The sequence below is a fragment of the Flavobacterium lacustre genome (assembly GCF_027474525.2).
Taxonomy (GTDB): domain Bacteria; phylum Bacteroidota; class Bacteroidia; order Flavobacteriales; family Flavobacteriaceae; genus Flavobacterium; species Flavobacterium lacustre.
Map to the genome: position 1 here is coordinate 838,514 of NZ_CP114882.2, position 20,369 is coordinate 858,882.

Below are 20,369 nucleotides of genomic sequence, written 5' to 3' on the forward strand. Positions count from 1 at the left end.
TGATTCTATGTGGTTAAAAAATTAAACAAATTGAATTATACTCAATAGGTTAAAATTCATAAATGCATTGGTACTTTTTATTAATACATCATTAAAATTTATTAATTTTTTAATGCTCTTTATTAATATATTATCATAAATCGTAATTATATTAATGTTATTTATTATTATTTCAATAATAATTGACAATATTTTAATAAAAATTATTAATATATTATCAATTTTCATATATTTATAGTCCATTCTAATTGATGATACGCCATGCCCATAGATAATTTAGGAAAAATTCACTTTACAGAGGAGCAAATCCAGTCGATTAACGAGGCTTTGACTCTTATCAATACGACCTTATTAGGATTATCTGAAAATCTTACGAGTGCGGAACGCAGCAAATATGGTAAAGTAGGTCAAAAAAACATCCTGCTCATCAATAAAGCCAGAGATTACCACCAGAGTCAACCGGGTTTGCAATCGCCGGAGGTAGACTGGAACGAATTCGAGCTAGACTACAAAGACCGCAGTCAAGCCGCACAAATGCTGTCACAAACTAAGAGTATTGAACAATTATTGCTCAACATCCGCATCCTGAGGGATCATGATAATTATACGGATGCGTTGCGGGATTATCAATATGCGAAATACAAAAACCGGTTTAGCGGTGAGATGGGATATGAGACCAAAATTAATGCGATGAAAGTGTTTTTTCCAAAAACAGGAAAAATCCAAAAAAAATAATCGATAGACCCAAACAGAATCTATGAGAAGTTTAAAACCAATAGTAATTTTTGGCGAAAGCATTTTGCCGGGCGAAAATAAAACCATCAACGTTGAAATGGCCCGATTACACACTACTACCAAACTGAATATTCCCATTATTGTGCGCCGTTCTAAACTAGACGGTCCTGTGGTACTCTTTTCGGCAGGCATTCATGGTGACGAAATCAACGGCATCGAAATTGTACGACAACTCATTAGCAAAAAAATAAACAAACCCAAAAAAGGCACCATCATTTGCATTCCTATTATTAATATGTATGGTTTTGTCAATAAATCACGCGAGTTTCCGGATGGCCGGGATTTAAACCGCTCTTTCCCCGGAAGCAAAACAGGTTCTTTGGCCAGCCGATTTGCTTTTCATATCCTTACCGAAGTTATGCCGCTCGTGAATTATGCAATTGATTTTCATGCCGGAGGTGCCAGCCGGTTTAACGCTCCGCAAATTCGACTGACTGAAAATGACGCCGAACTCAAAATACTGGCCGATGTTTTTAATGCGCCTTTTACTTTATATTCGAAAAATATCCTGGGTTCTTTTAGAAATTCAAGTGAGAAACTAAACGTAAAAATGCTCCTTTTTGAAGGCGGAAAATCATTAGATATTAATATTGATGTGGCCAATGAAGGGGTAAACGGTGTAAAACGCATCTTGAAACACCTGGACATGCTCGACCCGAAACACCATACCGAACGCCAAAAATCGGCTTCGATTTACATCGAAAAATCCCATTGGATTCGGGCTAAATGTTCCGGAATGTTACACGACAACAACACCATTGGCACCTTTGTGAAAAAAGGAACTATTCTGGCTACCATTACAGACCCTTTTGGAAAATTTGAACGCAAAGTAAAAGCGCCAAACGACGGCTATGTCATCAATGCCAACCATTCGCCCATCGTGTATGAAGGGGATGCTATTTATCATTTATCGAACACACTAATCGCCGAAAAACCAGAAAAAAACAACAAAGTACACTCTGGTATGATTGCCGATTTCAATAATTTCTCCCAATCCTAATAACAGAAGCTAACAATTATCATATTTTAAACCCCGCATAAAAAGTAGCTTTGCTGAAAATAGAACGCATGATCTACTGGGAAAAAATAAGTCAAAAAGAACGACAAGCCTACATACAAAAGGCATTAGACGAAAATGTAAATTTCTCTAAAGACACTTCTTTGGGTTATCCGGCATCAAAACTGGACGGAAAAGTGTTTAATGAAGATGCGCCTTTCCTGAAAGATGCGCCTACCTTAAAAACTTATGTTGCGAATCCCAATCACATCGGATGCCACACTTTAGGCACTTCTGAAAAAGCATTTAAAGGAACCCAACAAATCGAGCGAGCTGTTTTAAATGTTATTGCAGTCGATATTTTCAAAGCCCAACCCAATTCGTTTGACGGCTACATTTCCCCCGGCGGAACCGAAGCAAACGTTCAAGCCATATGGATGTATCGTAACTTTTTTATGTACCAAAAAGGCGCTAAACTTAACGAAATTGCCATTCTAGCTTCCGAAGACACGCATTATTCTATCCCAAAAGCAGCCAATCTCCTGATGCTGGATTGGATAAAAATTCCCGTTTCTTTCGAAAAAAGAGAAATTGACACCGTTGTTTTGGAACAAAAAATCATTGGGGCAAAACAAAACGGAATAAAATATTTCATTGCCGTGTCTAATATGGGAACCACTATGTTTGGCTCTGTAGACAATCCAGAAGAATATACAACAGCCCTAGAAAAACAACAAGTTGAATACAAACTCCATATAGACGGGGCTTACGGTGGTTTTGTCTATCCGTTCAGCAATGAGAAATCGATAATAAATTTTAGTAATCCCAAAATAACTTCCATCACCATCGATGCCCATAAAATGCTACAAGCGCCGTATGGAACCGGTATTTTTATTTGCCGAAAAGGCTTAATAGAAAACGTATTGACTAAGGAAGCCGAGTATGTAGAAGGTATGGATTTGACGCTTTGCGGCAGTCGTTCCGGTTCGAATGCAGTTGCAGTCTGGATGATTTTGTTTACTTATGGTCCGTTTGGCTGGTTCGAAAAAGTGAGTATTCTACAAATGCGCACCCAGTTTTTGTGCAACGAACTCGACAAACTCAACATCAGCTATTTTCGGGAACCGTTTATGAATATTGTTACGATTCATGCCGAGAAAATTCCGAAAAAAATTGCTTCCGCCTTTGATTTAGTGCCTCAACAACACAACGCAAACAATAAATGGTATAAAATTGTGCTTATGGACCATGTAGAAGTCGAACATTTAACTACTTTTATAGCCCAACTCAAAGCCACACTTTATGCTGAAGAAAGCATTACGACTCCATTATAAAACCTTACGCAAACAACTTTCTGAAAATCAATTGGAGGAAATGAGTTTGGCTGTTGCCAATAATGTGCTGACACTTCCGGTTTGGGAGAAAACGTATTTTCATATTTTCCTTCCCATCGAAGCACACAACGAAGTCAATACAGAGTTTATTCTGCACCTCCTTTCGGGAAAAGACAAAGAGATTGTGATTTCCAAAAGCGATTTCGAGACCCGAAACATGACACACTTTTTGTTGACAGACAACACCAAAATCAAGAAAAACGAATACAACATTCCGGAGCCGGTTGACGGAATTGAAGTGCCTGCCAAAAAAATAGAAGTGGTTTTTATTCCGCTTTTGGCCTATGATAAACTAGGCAATCGGGTGGGATACGGCAAAGGATTTTACGATAAATTCTTGTCTGAATGCCAACCGGAAACCATCAAAATTGGACTTTCTTTTTTTGAACCCGAAAAACAAATTACCGATATTTTTGAAACCGATGTGAAATTAGATTATTGCGTAACGCCAAATGCTGTTTTCAAATTTTGATTTTAGGCACAAACCCAAGTAAGCCCTTGATTTGGTCCATTCGCAAAGCTTAAAAATTTGTCAAAATCTATTCCTGATATTCTTTTTTTTCATTCCTTTACGGGCATTTAATCAAAATGCTTTGCCCGAGAACTATTTAACGGCAGTATTTTGAAATCATTTTACAAAACAGCACATCATTCATGAGAACCGGAAAACAAAAAATAGTTCTAGCGGCAAAAATACTCAGCGTTGTAATTATAGGCCTAATGGTCGGGTTTTATTTTTTCCGTGATGAATTATTACAACAAACGCTTGTAAAGGTTTCTAATAAAATGGAACAGGATTACAACAGCACTTTCTCTATAAAAAGCGCTTCTTTTGACGGATTTTCAGGTGTGAATCTAACGGATGTTATTCTAGCTCCAAAAGGTGCTGACACGCTTTTTAAAATTCAAAAAATGAAAACCAGTGTCAGTTTCTGGCATTTATTAATAGGCGATGTGCAACTAGGCACTTTAGAAATCAAAAATGGTTATGTACAACTGACCAAGAAAGGAAATGTCAAAAATTTTCAAGCCTTTCTAAAAAAAGACAATGCCGTAAAATCCTCGAACGAAAAAAGAGATTATGCGGAATTTGCCTACCGAATTATTTCTAAATTATTGAATCTGGTTCCAACCGATATGAGCATCGAAAACCTGACTTTTAAGTTAGACGATAACGGTAAAAAAGCCAGAATCGACATCAAGAAATTAATACTTGATGACAAAGAACTGGAAACCGCAATCGATGTGCAAACTAATACTTTCAAGCAAAGATGGGAAATTAAAGGGTTTGCCGATCCTAGAAATAAAACAGCCGATATTCGTTTTTTTAACCGAGATACCGGCGCTATCAAAGTGCCTTATTTTGACGAACGTTTCAATCTGATTTCCAGCTTTGATTCCATCCGACTCAACATTGAAGACATAGACAGAGACGGTGATGAATTGCATATCGATGGTTATGCCGCCATTGCAAATTTGAAAATAAATCACGCCAAAATTGCCAGTAAAGATGTCATTATCAAAAATGCGCGTTTTGATTACAGGTTCTTGCTAGGTTCTGATTTTATTTCGGTTGACAGCACATCGACAGTAGAATTCAACAAAATAAAATTTCATCCTTATCTCGCCTACGAAACCGAAGAAGACACCATCTACAAACTCAAAATTGACATCCCAAACATGAAGGCGCAAGACTTTATTTCGTCTCTTCCTGACGGTTTGTTCACTAACTTTCAAGGCATGCAAGCGAGCGGAAGTTTTGATTACAAACTGGACTTCATGTTCAATAAAAATAAACCGAACACCATTATTTTTGACAGTAAACTAAACAAAGAAAACCTTAGGATTACCAAATTTGGTCAAGCCAATTTAAATAAACTCAATGGTGAATTTGTATATCGTGCCATTATAAAAAATGTGTTGCAACGCCCGGTTTTAGTTGGTGCCGCCAATCCCGATTATACGCCGTTGAACCAAATTTCACCTTATTTAAGAAAATGTGTCCTCACTACCGAAGACCCTTCTTTTTTCTCCCATCGTGGTTTTATTACAGAAGCGTTCAAACAATCGATTATTAAAAATATCAAAACCAAAAAATTCTCTCGTGGCGGCAGCACCATCAGTATGCAGCTAATAAAGAATGTATTCCTGACCCGAGAAAAAACAATTTCCCGAAAAATGGAAGAAATTTTATTGGTATATCTATTAGAAAATAACCGAATTGCAAGTAAAGAGCGCATGCTCGAAGTGTATTTTAACATCATCGAATGGGGACCAAATGTATATGGAATTGGGGAAGCGAGTCGTTTTTATTTCCAAAAAAGCCCTTCGGATTTAACATTGAACGAATGCTTATTCTTAGCCACTATTATTCCGAGTCCAAAGAAATTCATGTACCAATTTGACAATCAAGGAAATTTAAAAGGATACGCAAATAAAAACCAACGCTACCTGAGCAACCTGATGTTGAAACGTGGTATTCTGACTTCTGAAGATACGATTGGTCAACATGGTGTTTATGTTTCCGGAAATGCACGTTCCTATTTGAATATTGTGAAGATTCAGGATTCAACAGCGATTCCTTTGGATTCGCTTAGTATAAAAATAGAGGATGAAGAATTTGATTTTTAAACCCAAAAAAGAACCCTGTCAAAGTTAAAATCTCTGACAGGGTTCTTTTTTTAGAATTATTGGCGTTCTTAATTTAAGGTGCCGGATCCGGAATTACAGCATGAACTTCATCAATTGCTTTTAGAATCTCGTCTGAAACAGATACGTTAATAGTTGCTATATTTTCTTTTAATTGGTCTAATGTGGTTGCGCCAATAATGGTGCTGGTCACAAACGGCTGCTGTTCGATAAATGCCAATGACAATTCCGTTAAGCTCAATCCGTTTTTGGTTGCAATTTCCTGATACAACCGAGTAGCTTCAGCACATTGTGCGCTGTTATATCTTGAAAATTGTGGAAACAATGTAATTCTGGCATCAGGCTGTTTTTCACCCGACAAAAATTTACCGGATAAAACACCAAAAGCCATTGGTGAATAAGCCAACAAACCTACATTTTCCCGCATACAGATTTCGGCAGAACCCGCTTCAAAAAGACGGTTTAATAACGAATATGGATTTTGAATGGTTTTAATTTTTGGCAAATTATGGTATTTACTTTCTTCAAGAAAACGCATAATTCCCCAAGGCGTTTCATTTGAAAGCCCGATATGATTGATTTTTCCTTCTTTGATAAATCCATCTAAGGTTTCGAGAACACTATGAATGTTGTCTTCCCAAGCATCATCCTGAACTTTGAACCCGCGTTGTCCAAAAAAATTGGTTTTGCGTTCCGGCCAATGCAATTGATACACATCAATATAATCCGTTTGCAGGCGTTGTAAACTTTGGTCTAACGCAAATTTGATACTGGCTGGCGAGAAGTCATTTTTCTCGCGCATGTACGTAAAATTAGGATTGGGTCCGGCAATTTTAGACGCTAAAATTACCTCTTCTCTTTTACCTGTTTTTTTGAACCAAGTTCCCAAGATTCGTTCGGTGCTTCCGTATGTTTCCTCGCGAGCGGGAACCGAATACATTTCGGCAGTGTCAAAAAAATTGATTCCGTTTTCAAAAGCATAATCCATTTGGGCGTGACCATCAGCTTCGGTATTTTGTTGCCCAAAAGTCATGGTTCCAAGACAAATTTTGCTGACTTTTATATCCGTATTGGGTAAAGTGGTATATTTCATAAAGGGTTTAATTCTATTTTAATTTTCGAAAACAAAGATAAAATTTGTTTGTCATTTTGATTTTAGAGTTAACAGAAAATTTGGAAACGTTTATAACCTATATCAAAAAAGGTCCAAAGCATACACTTTGGACCTTTTAACTTTTGTCATTTATACTAAAGAGCTTTGGCAAAGTTTAAAACTTTGCCAAAGCTGTATTCTTTAATTAATCTCATTGAGCATTTCGGCAATTTCGTCTAATCTTGGAGTCAGGATAATTTCGATTCTACGGTTTTTGGCTTTTCCTTCGGCAGTTGCATTGCTGGCTAATGGGGAAAATTCTCCTCTTCCGGCAGCCGTAAGATTTTGTTTATTGATTTTTTTATTTTCACTCAAAATGGCAACAATAGCTGTAGCTCTTTTGGTTGATAAATCCCAGTTATCCGCAATTGGACCTGAAGCAGTAAAAGCATCATCATCTGTGTGACCTTCGATAAGTACGGAAATATCCGGATTGTCACCCAACACTTTTCCAACTTCGATTACGGCTTTCTTCCCTTCGGCACCAACGGCCCAACTTCCAGAATTAAACAGTAATTTATTTTCCATAGAAACATAAACTTTTCCGTTTTTTTGCTCTACGGTTAACCCTTTTCCTTCAAAACTATTTAAGGCTTTTGATAATGTTTCTTTCAGTTTTTTCATGCTGGCTTCTTTAGCCGCAATCAAATCTTCGAGTTCTTGTAGTCTTTGTGCGCTCTTGTTTAAACGCTCTTGTTCGATGGCTAATGCTTTTCCTTTGGCTTCTAATTGCTCTAGTAAATCACGATTTTTTTTCATGTTGCTTTGCAAAGCATCATTGCTGTTTTTTTCTAAAGCGGCATACGAATCCTGAAGGACTTTGAATTTGTTTTGAGAAGCTTCGTAATCTGATTTTAGTTTAGCATAATCTGATTTTGCTTTTTCTAATTCTGATTTCAAAGCCGTTCCGTCTAATTCCAGTTGGTTTTTAGCTTTTAGCAAATTGGCATTTTCATCTGCCATGCTTCGGTTTTCTTTTTTTAGATCAGCGTATTTACTTTCTAAATCATTGTAAATTTTCTTTGATACGCAAGACGTTGTAAGTGCGAATAATAGTAATGCGATGGAAACTCTTTTTATCATTTTTTTTATTTTTTATGGTATTCTTGTTCTTTTGAAACTAAAAAAGTGCTAGTTTATTGCGATGCCCTAGCCCTGATGGAAACGGCATCCTTTTGTGGCGGCGTTCGGCACAAAAGATATAGTGTACAGCAGGAAACAGCTCCTTAATTGTATTATTCTATTTCCACCAAAATGGGACAATGGTCTGAATGCTTGGCTTCGGGCAGGATTAAGGCTCTTTTGATTTTGTCTTTCAGCGGTTCACTAACCAAGCAATAATCGATGCGCCATCCTTTGTTATTGGCTCTGGCTGTGGGCGCGCGCTGACTCCACCAGGTATAATTGTTGGGTTCTTTGTTTAAAAATCGGAAGCTGTCTATGAATCCGCTTTTCATAAAAGCATCCAGCCAGGCTCTTTCTTCGGGTAAAAAACCGGACACTTTTTTGTTGCGAATGGGATCGTGTATGTCAATCGCTTCATGGCAAATATTGTAGTCGCCACAGATTACCAGATTTGGGATTTCCTTTTTCAACTCGGAAATATAATTCTGAAAATCATCCATGTACATGAATTTATGGTCGAGACGCTCAATATTAGTTCCCGATGGCAAGTACAAACTCATCACCGATAATTCATCAAAATCTATTCGAAGATTTCTGCCTTCAAAATCCATGTGCTGAATTCCGGTGCCAAAGACTACGTTTTTAGGTTTTACTTTTGATAAAATAGCCACGCCGCTATATCCTTTTTTGGTCGCCGGATACCAATAATGATAAGGATAACCTGCCAACTCAAGGTCTAAAGTCGGGATTTGTTCCTCGGTTGCTTTTATTTCCTGAAGACAAATAACATCAGGATTGGCTTGTTGCAACCACTCTACAAATCCTTTTGAAATAGCGGATCTGATTCCGTTTACGTTGTATGAAATAATTTTCATTAAAGTATTTTTTGTATTTTTCTCGAAAAAAATAATGTTAGTCTATGGGTATCAGAAACCTACTTTTTTTATTCTAATGAAAAAAAACGGCATTTATCTGTACGTTTCAAATGTAATAAAAAAGTATAAGTTTGATTCAGAAAAAGAGAGAAAATGGAGTTTTTTGCTATCTTTGTTTCTTGCTCAAAAAAAAACAAATTTACATGGGTTTAGTAACCGCAAAAGAAGTTGCACAAGCAATAAATGCAGACAAGTACGGAGTTTTAGGTACTTTTTCGGGCTGGTTGCTGATGAAGGTGCTAAAAATTTCTACCTTAAATAAAGTGTATGACAGAAACAAACATCTGCAAGATGTTGACTTCTTGAATGGCATATTAGATGATTTACAAATAAAATTCGAAATCCCGGAAGAAGATTTAAAACGATTGCCCAAAGAAGGTGCTTATATCACGATTTCAAATCATCCTTTGGGTGGTATTGACGGTGTTTTATTATTGAAATTAATGCTCGAAAGAGAACCTAATTTCAAGATTATCGCTAATTTTCTTTTGCATCGTATTGAACCGCTGAAGAAATATATCATGCCTGTAAATCCTTTTGAAAATCATAAGGATGCCAAATCAAGTGTGGTGGGAATCAAGGAAACACTTCGCCATTTGAGCGACGGAAAACCACTGGGCATGTTTCCTGCCGGAGAAGTTTCAACGTACAAAGACGGGAAATTAATGGTAGACAAACCTTGGGAAGAAGGCGCTATTAAGGTAATCCGGAAAGCACAAGTTCCTGTTGTCCCTATTTATTTTCATGCCAAAAACAGCCGATTGTTTTACTTGCTTTCTAAAATTGGCAGCACGTTACGTACCGCAAAACTGCCTTCGGAAGTTTTTAGTCAAAAACATCGGGTGATTAAAGTGCGTATTGGGAAACCTATTTCGGTAAGTGAGCAAAATGAGCACACTACTTTAGAGGATTATTCCGAATTTTTGAGAAAGAAAACCTACATGCTTGCGAATCCTTTTGAGAAAGAAAGCAAACTGTTGACACCTCCAAATTTAAAAATCCCCAAGAGTCCGAAGAAAATTGTTACTCCTGCTAATGGCGAGAAAATAATTGCCGAAGTAGATGCTTTGCGAAGTACAGATTGCCGACTTTTACAAAGTAAAAATTATGAGGTTTTCTTTACCGAAGCTTCTAAAATCCCCAATATTCTGCATGAATTGGGACGCCTTAGAGAAATCACTTTCCGTGAAGTGGGTGAAGGGACAAACGAGTCTATTGATTTAGATAAATTTGATAAATATTACCACCATATGTTTTTATGGGATGATGATGCCAAGAAAGTTGCCGGTGCTTACCGAATGGGATTGGGTTCCGAAATTTATCCAAAATACGGAATGGAAGGTTTTTACCTCAACGACCTTTTTAGATTTGAACCTGAATTGCATGATATGATGCACAAGTCGATAGAAATGGGCCGTGCCTTTATCATCAAGGAATACCAACAAAAGCCAATGCCTCTTTTCTTGCTTTGGAAAGGAATTATACATACCACTTTGCGTTATCCGGAGCATAAATTTTTATTGGGTGGCGTGAGTATCAGCAATCAGTTTTCTGATTTTTCGAAATCGCTGATGATTGAATTCATGAAGTCAAATTATTATGACCCTTACATTGCACAATACATTCACCCGAAAAAAGCCTATAAAGTAAAACTGAAAGATGCAGATAAAGATTTCATTTTTGATGAGGCCGAATCTGATTTGAATAAGTTTGATAAAATTATTGATGAACTGGAACCAGGAAGTTTGCGCTTGCCGGTTTTGATTAAAAAATACATCAAACAAAATGCAAGAGTAGTCGCGTTTAATGTAGATCCTTTATTTAATAATGCTATTGACGGATTAATGTACATTCGTATTGCTGATATCCCGGAAAGCACTATGAAACCCGTTATGGAAGAATTTCAGGCGGAACTGGAACGAAAATTAAGCGAGAAAGAAGATTAAAAGTCAATCCATTATATAAAAAAACCACCAACATTATATTGGTGGTTTTCTTTTTTAATTTAGAACCGAATGTTGATTCGTAATATATTCTGTTGGAGAAATACCTGTTTCTTCTTTGAAAGCCGCATAAAAATGAGATCTTGTTCTGAAACCAGACCGCTGTCCGATAGCCTCGATAGTTAATGAATTAGAAAGGCCGCTTTGCAACAATTCTATCGCATGTCTTACCCTCAACTCTGATTTCATTTTTGAAAATCTTGTTCCCATGATTGTATTAACACAATAAGAGATGTGATTTTTGGGTACTTTAAAATGGATATAAATATCGCTTATTGAAAAATCCGGATTTAAAAAAGGTTTTTCTTGCTCTAAGTATTTTGCTATTTTTTCTGACAAATCCTCAAATGGATCTGTGTCATTTTGTGCCTTTTTTTGAGATTTTACACTTTTTTTTATATTGTCTTTCACTTCTTTTTCAACAGATTCAGCAAGCACTCTTTTAGGAATACCGTATAAAATATTGGGGAACAACAGTAATGAAAAAGTCATAATACAATATGCTAATGCCGAAACATTATGAATAAAATAGGTGTTTTGTAATCCTACACTAGGCTTAAGCGACAGCGAATTATAAGTAACAATCATAAAATTAAGTACAATAATCGTGAGCGAAGTAATTAACACAATTAACCAACGATATGCTATAAAAGACTGTCTTCCGGGAATCAATTTGTTCTGAGATACTAGCGGCATGAATTTCCAAAGTAAGTAAATACAATAAAAAATATACAACAGTAATAAAACAGGACGAAAACTAAAACTAAAAATAGTGCTGAAAAAAATATTTAAATCTAAATCAGGTATAACATCAATATCATTTATAATCGCAGCAGCTATTTTTAGTTTGTATTGAAAAGGCATAAATAAATACGGAACTATACCTACAAAATGAACGAACCCTGGTATAAAATGCAGTAAATCTGATCTGGATAATTTATCTGTATCTGTCAATGTGCCTCTGACATAAAACAAAAGTAACGGTCCTAAAAGCAACATTAATGGTGTAAAGTGATTGTAAAAAACAGCCAGCCAAAACGGGTCTTTGTAATACACCGTGAAATAATGTGCCATTCCATAAATGGACAAAATGATAAAAAAACAGGACAAAAACAGCGCATTCTTATTAATTTTCCAGTTGAAAACCAACAAAACACAAGAAATTACTATCGTAAATAGGGAAATGAATAACAACATGAATCCAATGCTTTTTAATTATAAATACAATAATTACTAGTTCTTGGGGGCATACAAAGAATTTAAAATTTGTCCTTGTTTGGCAAAAATAAGACATTATTCAAGATTATTCAAGACAATACTCGATTGCTTGTTTGTTTTTTTGGGATTGCTTTAATCATTCTTATTCAAAATTTGTGACCGCAGCACAGGTTCAATACTACAGAAACACCTTTAAATTAAGATTTTACTATTTAAAAAAGCAATAACAAACGTTCTTAAAAAACTAAGGGCTTGACCGAAAATAATTTCAGTCAAGCCCATTTTTATCATTCTTAACGAATGTTATTTGTATTTATTTGCAACTTAAAACCAAGCTTTCTTCCCTACTTGATAGGTTTGATAAAACTCTTCATCTGATTTTGTTAAATATATAATTCCTTCTATAAGACCCAATAAACCGGTTACTGTTCCGCAAGTACACACACTAATTATTAACCATATTATCCCTTCGGTGGTGTATCCTAAAAGGAATTTATGAATTCCAAAAGGCCCCAAAAGTATAGCAAGAAGTCCTGCTGCAATTTTTTTGTTGTCTTGTTGAACGGGACGGGGGTTATTCCATTCTTCGTGTTTTGAGTTTTCCATATTCTAGTTATTGGTTATTTTTGAAGGAATAAAAATACTAAAATTATAGAAATCTTCAACAGTTTCAACTCCAAATTATATTTTATTCTCTTCACTTTCAAAACCATAAGACGAAATCCCTGCGGAATTGTAACTTCTCTTCCGGTTTTTTTTAGCATAACACTACAAAACACTTCTGTTAAACCAAGTACTTCGCTTTAATTTTATCAACGATGACTTGTGCCAAGCGTTCGTGGCTTTCAAATGTCCAACCGGCGATGTGTGGCGTTAGGATTGTATTCTTGGCCTGCAACAAATATTGAAAAGCTTCGGGTGTGTTTTTATCGTTGAACAGGGTTTCGAAAGATAATTTCTCATACTCTAAAACATCTAAACCGGCTCCCATGATCTTACCCGTTTTCATGGCAGCCACTAGATCTGCGGTAACGATATTCTTCCCTCGGGAGGTGTTTATAATCCAAAATGGTTTTGCAAAAGAGTTGATGAATTCCGTATCAACCATTTTATCGGTTTCGGGAGTCCACGGAATATGCAAACTCAACACATCGGCTTTTTGTTGTAGTTCCTGCAATGTAACTTGTCTGGCATTGGCATCGCCCATATTTTCCTGAATATCATAACACAACACTTCGACGTCAAATCCGCGGAGTTTTTTGGCAAATGATTTTCCCATGTTTCCGTACCCAATAATCCCTACGGTTCTGCCGTCTAATTCGTAACCGCGATTGCTTTCGCGGTTCCAGTGTCCTGCTCTTATTTCGCTGTCGGCTTGATTGAGTTTGTTGAATAATGACAGAATCATTCCCAAAGTATGTTCGGCTACGGCGTTTCGGTTTCCTTCCGGGGCGGCGATGAGTGTGATGTTTTTTGATGCTGCATAATCGCAATCAATACTTTCGAGACCTGCTCCCACTCGGGCTATGAACTGCAAATTAGTTGCTTTATCTAAGAATGTTTTATCAATTTTGAATCGGCTGCGGATTACAATTCCGTGATAGTCGTGAATTTTGGCTTCGATTTCATCTTTGGAGGATTTAAAATCTTCGAAATTACTGAAACCAGCTTGTTGCAATTGGTCCCAAAGTACGGGATGATTGCTATCGATATGCAGGATTTTGATGTCCATAAAATTGCGTGTTTTTTTGATGCCTCAAAATTAAGGAAAAAAATACGGTTTATGGTTTTAAGGAAAAATTAGTCGGAAATGCTTAAATTAGCGGAATCCTTCTTCATTAGATTCAAACAAAACTGCTATTAACAGACTCGTATATCCCCATGAAATTAACCAGAACCTTTAAAGCCTTTTTTAAAAGCGAAAAATCAGGTGGAATTCTATTGCTATTTGTCACCTTACTTTCCCTTTACTTGGCGAACTCCCCGATTCAAACGGAATATATTGCTTTTTGGGACACCCAATTGGGGCATCATTCTATTACGCATTGGATTAATGACGGGTTAATGGCTATTTTCTTTCTGTTAATTGGATTGGAATTAGAACGAGAACTGTATGATGGGGAATTATCGAGTATCAAAAATGCGGCCTTACCGATATTTGGTGCTTTGGGCGGAATGGTGGTTCCTGCCGGTATCTTTTTACTTTTGAATTTTGGAACGATTACCCAAAACGGAGCCGGAATTCCTATGGCGACTGACATTGCATTTGCGATTGGAATTTTATCGCTGTTAGGAAGTCGGGTGCCTGCTTCTTTAAAAATATTTCTGACGGCTCTTGCTGTCATCGATGATTTGGGTGCTATCCTTGTGATTGCGATTTTTTACACTGATACGATTGCTTTCTTGAATTTATTTATTGCTTTTGCCATTATGGGCGGCTTATTTTTCTTGAACCGAAGAAAAGTACACAGCCTTATTCCGTACTTGATTGGTGGTGTGGCGATGTGGTATTTTATGCTGAACTCCGGCGTTCATGCTACTATAACAGGAGTATTATTGGCGTTTGTGATTCCGTTTGGGGATGGCGGCAAGAAGACGTCTTCTTATCGATTACAGCATTTTTTACATCAACCGGTGGCGTTCTTTATTCTGCCCCTGTTTGCGATTGCAAATACGTGTATTGCTATTGATTCTAATTGGCATGAAGGGTTGAATCATCCCAATACGATTGGTATTATTGCAGGACTTGTCATTGGAAAACCATTGGGGATTTGGCTTTTTTCGTTTTTGAGTGTCCGTTTAGGGATTTGTGCTTTGCCCTCGGATTTGAGGTGGAAAGATATTCTGGGTGCGGGAATGTTAGGCGGAATTGGGTTTACGATGTCTATTTTTATTACGCTTCTGGCGTTTAAAAATGATGGTGAAGAAGTGATTACCTATTCTAAAATAGCGATTTTGATTGCTTCATTTATCGCCGGAATGCTTGGTTTTTTATGGTTGAAGCTGCATTTGAAAGCGGTTAAGAATTCCTAAAAACAAATTAGAGTTATACCATAAAGCCTCGTTTATCGATACGGTAAACGAGGCTTTTTGTATGCAGATTAACTGGCTTTTATTTTAAAAAGTATAGCCTGCTCTTACATTAAAATACGGAATGTATTGATGTTGATTGTATGCACCATCTACATTTTGTACATTACCATTAATTGAATTCGCCTTAATATAAATAATCCTGTAGCCCAATCCCAATGCGGCTTCATAGTTAAAATGACTGCCTATTTGACGCTTTAAACCCCAAGTAGGAACAATGGCTAAGTCGGCGGTTTTGGTTGTATTTTCGTCTAAGTTGATTACAAACCAATCCGGGTGGTAACTGGTTTTGAGAGCAACAAAATTTCCGCTGTTTTTGGCTGTTTTTTTATTGCTGTTCTTTCTTTTTTCAAAATTGTAGTAATGTCTGGGTTCTAAGGTAAGAACTGGCTGCAAAATAAAACCGGCACCGTCGTAATGATCTCCAACTGAGAAATCCTTTTCGAGACCTATTTCAGTTTTTAGGGAGACGTTGTTAGAGAGTTTACTTTCGTTATTAAACCAAACCCCAAGGAATCCGGTGTGGATTGTAAAAATTGATTTCTCTACGCTTATTTCTTGGGCATTTGCAACTAGATTGCTGAGTAAAATAAGGAATAATAGTGTTTTTTTCATTGTTTTGGAATACTCTTTAAAGATTAATTTTTGGCTTTTGAGGCGTTGTTTTGCTTTATTGATTTGTCCAATAATCAAAAACGGTGACTTTATCGAGGGAGGCGTCTAAGAGTTTGGTAAATGCTTTGTGATCGGGATGAATGAGGTAAGCGTCGCGTTCTGCCTCGGTGTTGAAGGTCAACAGAAAACAATGAGTCAGTCCTTTGTTTAGGTTTTCGGGGCTGTTGTTGGTTCCCCATTCAAAGGCTTTGACTTCTGCTATTTTTTTGGGCAAGTTGCTGAACGCTGTTACTATTGTTTTGATATAAGCAGCATCGGTTCCTTCTTGCCAACCAAACATTACTACGTGTCGGAGTACTTGTTTGGGTTGGTTTTGTTGGGCGTTTGCGGTGCTGTAAGCAGCCATCGTAATGAGGAGTGTTAGGAGTAGCTTTTTCATGTGGTTTTTTTTCAAATATAGTATTTATTCTATTGCGTTTGTTATCGATATGGAAAAAGTCAGCGGTCTTTTGGGCGTTTACTATTTTATGCTTTGTTCTAAAGTGATGTGGAGGCACGTTTATTATTGAGAGTGTATGCCGTATCGTAAAATTGCATAGGAATATCGTAAAGTTGCATAGGAATATCGTGAATGTGCATGGCAATATCCTAAATGTGCATAGGAATATCGTGAATGCGCATGGCAATATCGCAAATGCGCATAGGAATATCGTGAATGTGCATGGCAATATCGTGAATGCGCATAGGAATATCGTAAAGTTGCATAGGAGAATCGCAAATGCGCATAGCAATATCCTAAATGCGCATAGGAGAATCGTGAAATGCATACGAGAATCGTGAAATGCATACGAATATCGCGAAATGCATACGAGTATCGTGAATTGCATACGAGTATCGCGAAATGCATACGAGAATCGTGAAATGCATGCGAATATCGTGAAATGCATGCGAGAATCGCGAAATGCATACGAGTATCGTGAATTGCAGGCACAAGAATCACAACTGCAGGCACAAGAATCGTAGTGGCAGGTAGGAGAATCACAACTACAGGCACAAGAATCGTAGTTGCAGGCAGGAGAATCGCAACTGCAGGCACAAGAATCGTTGTTGCAGGTAGGAGAATCGCAACTGCAGGCACGAATATCGTAGTTGCAGGCAAGAGAATTCTACTTAGCGAGACGGGACTTTGTACTTATTGCTATAAGCCATTGTTATTTTGGTTCGCTTTATTTTCTTGTGTTTGTTGCTCATTGGAATGGCTACGAAGTCAGAGACTTCGCAGAGCAATCACGATTGTATTCTGGGTTTTGCGACTTATTTGTAGTTCGCGGAGCGAGGTTATTTTTAAGATTCTTTAATTTCTTTTTGAGGTAATAAAGCAAAGAATAGATTTACAACTGGAATTAAAAACAACCATCCGGAATAGCCCGCATTTTTTAATCTTCTAAAACCTACTGCTATTAATGCCAAAAGGACAATAATTGCATAGCTGTTATGTAAATATTCGGGCAGTACATTTCTTTTAACTAGTAATCTTAGAATGACATTCATAATAATGTTCACCATAAAAAAATTCCAAAACTCTTTTAATGTCGCCTCATCTTTATAATTAAAGATATTTCTAAATGCGTTTATATAGTCTTTCATGTAAAAATGATTTGCTGTTATCTGATAGTTATAATCCGGTGACGAAAAGTTGATATATAGTACGCCTGTATTTTTGAATTTGTAGGGAAAAGTGGGAGGAGCGTCTTTATTTCCTCCATTCCCAAGGTGCTATTGGATTTTCTTCCGACCATAATCCAATTCTATAATTTTTAGCTTCAATTTCTAAATTTGAATATTCTAAATTATCAGAATATTTTTTGAAATGCCAAGCAAGACCTTGCTTAACCAATTCTTTATTCAAATTTGTACCATCTTCTAATATAATTTCGGCTATTAACCTTTTATATCTGTCATATTTATTTTCGTGAATTAGTTTGATATTTTTTCCAAAGCATATATCAGAAACAAAATATTTTGCTTTTTTACCAAATGGTTGCTTTTTCTCAGGGCAATCTATATGGGCAAATCTTACAACTTGTTCCTTTCCTTCAAATAATATTACAAATGTGTCTCCATCTTTTACACCAATTACTTTAAAGCACTCATTTAGAGTGTTTTTTTTGTTTTCAATTATTGATTCCGTTTCATAAATTCTTTCTTCATAATAATTACTTTCAGGATGCTTACATCCTGAAAGAAAAAGAAAAATTATTAAAAGCGATGATAATTCTCTCATTTTAAAATTATTTCATCATTGATATTATCAATTTCAATTTTACCAAACTTTTCAAAAACAGTTTGACCTAATAATAGAGGTGCGTCAACATTATCAATTACGGTTGCTTCAATATTTTCGAGTATTATATTACCAACTTTAACTGTTCGCAAGTTTATTTTTGTTCCCTCTGAAATTTTACCCGTAGCATCTTGAAAATATTCAACGTTTAAAATGTCTTCCTTTTGTAAAGTCCCTTGTCTATATAATACCGACGCTTCTGATGATGAAATACAAATGCTTGATGCTCCGGTATCAAAAATAAATCTCAATTTTAAACCATTTATTTCAATCCAAACATATTTTACTCCATTTTCTTTTTCCATTTTAATTATGTTCTTCTCCTCGAAAGATTCATTTTTTTCAATGAACGAAGTGTTGTTTTCAATAATTGATTTTTTATTATTGAATCTATCAAAATTTTCACTTTCAGGATGTTTACATCCTACAATTAAAATAAATATAAAAAGATATTTTTTCATATTTAGTTGTCCGATTTGAATGAAGGAATGTTTTTAATTGTATCTTGTTTATAATAATTGTTTCCATCTTTTTCTTCAAAACAATTTTTATTTAGTTCTATTATTTTTTTTGAATATAAATCAATTTGATTTTCGTAGTGCTGTTTTACATCAGTTGGATTTTTTTCAAAAATTATTGAAACAACTTCGGCTAAAGTCATATCACTTTTTAAACTTTTAGCAATATTTTTAATATCGTTTGTGTTTAACTTATTGTTTGATTTAGGATTAAGTTCAGGAATTGATGATTCATCATCTTTTTTATCACTGTCATCTTCGGTAATATTTTGATTTATTTGATATTCATAATCTTGAATAATTTTATCTTTTTCGGGAATTTGATAAGCTTGGTAATAAATTATTGTTACAAGCCAAATAGCGAAGAACAAAAAAGATACTAGTTTAAAAATCTTAAATGGTTTCTTTTTTTGACTTTGTTCATTATTTGATTTGTCATTAGTCGCTCCAGACCAACGCGAATTATGCTGATGATTTGATGTTAAACTTGTTCTTGTTTGAATATTATTCAAATTATTTAAATAGGTTGGTTTAGTATTTTGGTTGATGAAATTTATAAACTCGCGTTTGTTTTCGTTATGAAATGATTTGACTTCATCAATTTTCTTATTTGAGTTAATTAAATCAATTGCGTCTTTTATTTTAAGTTCATATTCCGCGTATTGATTTCCTATTTTTTCAGTTTGCTTATCATATTCAGCAATTTTAATTTCGTTTTCTCTGTGTAAAATTTTATTTTGTTCTATACTCTCCTTATATTTTATTATTGTTTCTTGCTTCTTTTCCTCAAGTTCAGATATTTCAGTTTGAAAATCATTCAAAATTATTTCTAATTTTTTCTTTTTCTCATCTCGTAAACTCTGTACCGCATTGGTAAACTCATTTTTACTTTCATCTAAAAATTGATACAACCTTTTGGACACTGTGAATTTTATTATTTCTTGATCTTTTGTAAAAAAAATTGTATCATAATCATTGAGTAATTCTAATGCCTTTTTGAAATTCTGTTGTAGTGAGTTGGAATCAGTTTGCGAATAAACTACAACATTTGTATTTGAAGTATTAAAATTCGTTGGTTCGTCCGTTTTTTTTAAATTATACGAAAGCTTGTCAAATTCATTAATTACTGACTTTGCACATGAAAAATCCTTTGCGTGATTTACAATTAATCTATCCTCAATTACATTTTTTTTAATTAAGTCTGAATGAAAATTATTTAATTTATCAATAGTAATATTTTCGTTTGCAATTCCGTTTGTATAAAGGACACTTGAGCCAATAAACGTTCCGTCCCTCTCAGATGACATCTCTTTAACAAATGTATATTTAGAATAAGAAATTGAATTAAATCCATTTATGTTTTCTTTTCGTATTGAATATAAAGCGCTTTTAGGATAAACTTTCACTGCATTTGTTAGGTCAAATAACTTTACTTTAATATCTGATTGTCTATTTTCTGGATAAAAACAAATTTGTCTGAAATCATTAGGGTGTCCAAAAGTTGCAAATCCATAAACATAAATATTTTCCATA

General features: G+C 35.5%; 20 protein-coding genes. 7 read left to right on the forward strand and 13 right to left on the reverse strand.

The genetic code is table 11. The features are described from left to right. The first annotated feature begins 261 nt into the window (after positions 1–261). The 5 genes from O6P34_RS03770 (at position 262) to O6P34_RS03790 (ending at position 5,817) form a co-directional block, all read left to right on the forward strand. Entirely contained in the window at positions 262–735 is a 474-nt protein-coding gene (locus tag O6P34_RS03770; RefSeq protein WP_269685991.1) for a hypothetical protein, read from the forward strand. Positions 736–757: 22 nt separating this feature from the next. Beyond that, complete coding sequence (locus O6P34_RS03775) at positions 758–1,795, forward strand: succinylglutamate desuccinylase/aspartoacylase family protein (protein ID WP_269685992.1); 1,038 nt, start codon at positions 758–760, stop codon at positions 1,793–1,795. 68 nt (positions 1,796–1,863) lie between these two features. Further along, a complete protein-coding gene (locus tag O6P34_RS03780; RefSeq protein WP_269685993.1) occupies positions 1,864–3,126 on the forward strand; it encodes a pyridoxal-dependent decarboxylase in 1,263 nt (420 codons plus the stop codon). Continuing rightward, a complete protein-coding gene (locus tag O6P34_RS03785) occupies positions 3,095–3,658 on the forward strand; it encodes a 5-formyltetrahydrofolate cyclo-ligase (protein WP_269685994.1) in 564 nt (187 codons plus the stop codon). Before O6P34_RS03780 ends, O6P34_RS03785 begins: the two co-directional genes overlap by 32 nt. Before the next feature lie 182 nt (positions 3,659–3,840). Then, positions 3,841–5,817 (forward strand): transglycosylase domain-containing protein, encoded by a 1,977-nt coding sequence (locus O6P34_RS03790; protein WP_269685995.1) that lies wholly within the window; start codon positions 3,841–3,843, stop codon positions 5,815–5,817. Between the two features lie 73 nt (positions 5,818–5,890). On the opposite strand, the gene O6P34_RS03795 is transcribed toward O6P34_RS03790, so the two are convergent. From O6P34_RS03795 to O6P34_RS03805, 3 genes are all read right to left on the reverse strand, one after another. Next, positions 5,891–6,928, reverse strand: coding sequence for an NADP(H)-dependent aldo-keto reductase (locus O6P34_RS03795; protein WP_269685996.1), 1,038 nt, complete (start codon positions 6,926–6,928; stop codon positions 5,891–5,893). Positions 6,929–7,129: 201 nt separating this feature from the next. Beyond that, entirely contained in the window at positions 7,130–8,071 is a 942-nt protein-coding gene (locus O6P34_RS03800; protein WP_269685997.1) for an OmpA/MotB family protein, read from the reverse strand. Positions 8,072–8,223: 152 nt separating this feature from the next. After that, complete coding sequence (locus tag O6P34_RS03805) at positions 8,224–8,988, reverse strand: exodeoxyribonuclease III (protein WP_269685998.1); 765 nt, start codon at positions 8,986–8,988, stop codon at positions 8,224–8,226. Between the two features lie 203 nt (positions 8,989–9,191). Between O6P34_RS03805 and O6P34_RS03810 the strand changes: the two genes are divergently transcribed. Continuing rightward, positions 9,192–10,994: a lysophospholipid acyltransferase family protein gene (locus O6P34_RS03810; protein ID WP_269685999.1), complete on the forward strand. Its 1,803-nt coding sequence runs from the start codon at positions 9,192–9,194 to the stop codon at positions 10,992–10,994. Between the two features lie 54 nt (positions 10,995–11,048). On the opposite strand, the gene O6P34_RS03815 is transcribed toward O6P34_RS03810, so the two are convergent. The 3 genes from O6P34_RS03815 to O6P34_RS03825 form a co-directional block, all read right to left on the reverse strand. Next, complete coding sequence (locus O6P34_RS03815; protein ID WP_269686000.1) at positions 11,049–12,248, reverse strand: helix-turn-helix domain-containing protein; 1,200 nt, start codon at positions 12,246–12,248, stop codon at positions 11,049–11,051. A gap of 345 nt (positions 12,249–12,593) precedes the next feature. Further along, positions 12,594–12,875 carry a TM2 domain-containing protein gene (locus O6P34_RS03820; protein WP_269686001.1) on the reverse strand — a complete coding sequence of 94 codons (282 nt, stop codon included), beginning with the start codon at positions 12,873–12,875 and terminating at the stop codon, positions 12,594–12,596. Between the two features lie 178 nt (positions 12,876–13,053). Continuing rightward, positions 13,054–14,001 carry a 2-hydroxyacid dehydrogenase gene (locus O6P34_RS03825; RefSeq protein ID WP_269686002.1) on the reverse strand — a complete coding sequence of 316 codons (948 nt, stop codon included), beginning with the start codon at positions 13,999–14,001 and terminating at the stop codon, positions 13,054–13,056. A 149-nt stretch (positions 14,002–14,150) separates the two neighbouring features. Here O6P34_RS03825 and nhaA point away from each other — a divergent pair, with 149 nt between their 5' ends. Further along, positions 14,151–15,302 (forward strand): Na+/H+ antiporter NhaA, encoded by a 1,152-nt coding sequence (gene nhaA / locus O6P34_RS03830; RefSeq protein ID WP_269686003.1) that lies wholly within the window; start codon positions 14,151–14,153, stop codon positions 15,300–15,302. Positions 15,303–15,386: 84 nt separating this feature from the next. Here the strand turns inward: nhaA and O6P34_RS03835 are convergent, their stop codons facing one another. The 7 genes from O6P34_RS03835 to O6P34_RS03865 form a co-directional block, all read right to left on the reverse strand. After that, a complete protein-coding gene (locus tag O6P34_RS03835) occupies positions 15,387–15,974 on the reverse strand; it encodes a hypothetical protein (RefSeq protein ID WP_269686004.1) in 588 nt (195 codons plus the stop codon). A 55-nt stretch (positions 15,975–16,029) separates the two neighbouring features. Next, on the reverse strand, positions 16,030–16,413 hold the full coding sequence (locus O6P34_RS03840; RefSeq protein WP_269686005.1) for a Dabb family protein: 384 nt from the start codon (positions 16,411–16,413) through the stop codon (positions 16,030–16,032). Between the two features lie 209 nt (positions 16,414–16,622). After that, positions 16,623–16,760 carry a hypothetical protein gene (locus tag O6P34_RS03845; protein ID WP_269686006.1) on the reverse strand — a complete coding sequence of 46 codons (138 nt, stop codon included), beginning with the start codon at positions 16,758–16,760 and terminating at the stop codon, positions 16,623–16,625. Between the two features lie 558 nt (positions 16,761–17,318). Then, positions 17,319–17,621 (reverse strand): DUF805 domain-containing protein, encoded by a 303-nt coding sequence (locus O6P34_RS03850; RefSeq protein WP_269686007.1) that lies wholly within the window; start codon positions 17,619–17,621, stop codon positions 17,319–17,321. 106 nt (positions 17,622–17,727) lie between these two features. Further along, the gene (locus tag O6P34_RS03855; RefSeq protein WP_269686008.1) at positions 17,728–18,258 is read right to left on the reverse strand and encodes a thermonuclease family protein; all 531 of its coding nucleotides are present in this window, start codon (positions 18,256–18,258) and stop codon (positions 17,728–17,730) included. Then, positions 18,255–18,779, reverse strand: a complete 525-nt coding sequence (locus tag O6P34_RS03860) for a retropepsin-like aspartic protease family protein (protein WP_269686009.1) — start codon at positions 18,777–18,779, stop codon at positions 18,255–18,257. Before O6P34_RS03860 ends, O6P34_RS03855 begins: the two co-directional genes overlap by 4 nt. A gap of 2 nt (positions 18,780–18,781) precedes the next feature. Then, positions 18,782–20,368, reverse strand: coding sequence for a hypothetical protein (locus tag O6P34_RS03865; protein ID WP_269686010.1), 1,587 nt, complete (start codon positions 20,366–20,368; stop codon positions 18,782–18,784). Position 20,369: the final 1 nt, after the last annotated feature.